Consider the following 235-nt stretch of genomic DNA (forward strand, 5'->3'; position numbering starts at 1 on the left):
AGGGGTGATGGCGTGCCTTTTGTAGAATGAACCGGCGAGTTACGTTCCCGTGCGAGGTTAAGGTGAAGAGCCGTAGCCGCAGCGAAAGCGAGTCTGAATAGGGCGATCTTTAGTACGTGGACGTAGACCCGAAACCGGGTGATCTACCCCTGTCCAGGGTGAAGGTGCGGTAACACGCACTGGAGGCCCGAACCCACGTATGTTGAAAAATGCGGGGATGAGGTGGGGGTAGCGG

At 57.4% G+C, this 235-nt stretch carries 1 rRNA gene; it reads left to right on the forward strand.

Annotated elements, in window-relative coordinates:
• Positions 1 to 235: ribosomal RNA gene (locus KJS63_RS25995) — 23S ribosomal RNA — on the forward strand; the annotation flags it as partial.

Origin of the sequence: Paenibacillus sp. J22TS3, from assembly GCF_018403205.1 — a bacterium.
GTDB classification, from domain to species: domain Bacteria; phylum Bacillota; class Bacilli; order Paenibacillales; family Paenibacillaceae; genus Fontibacillus; species Fontibacillus tuaregi.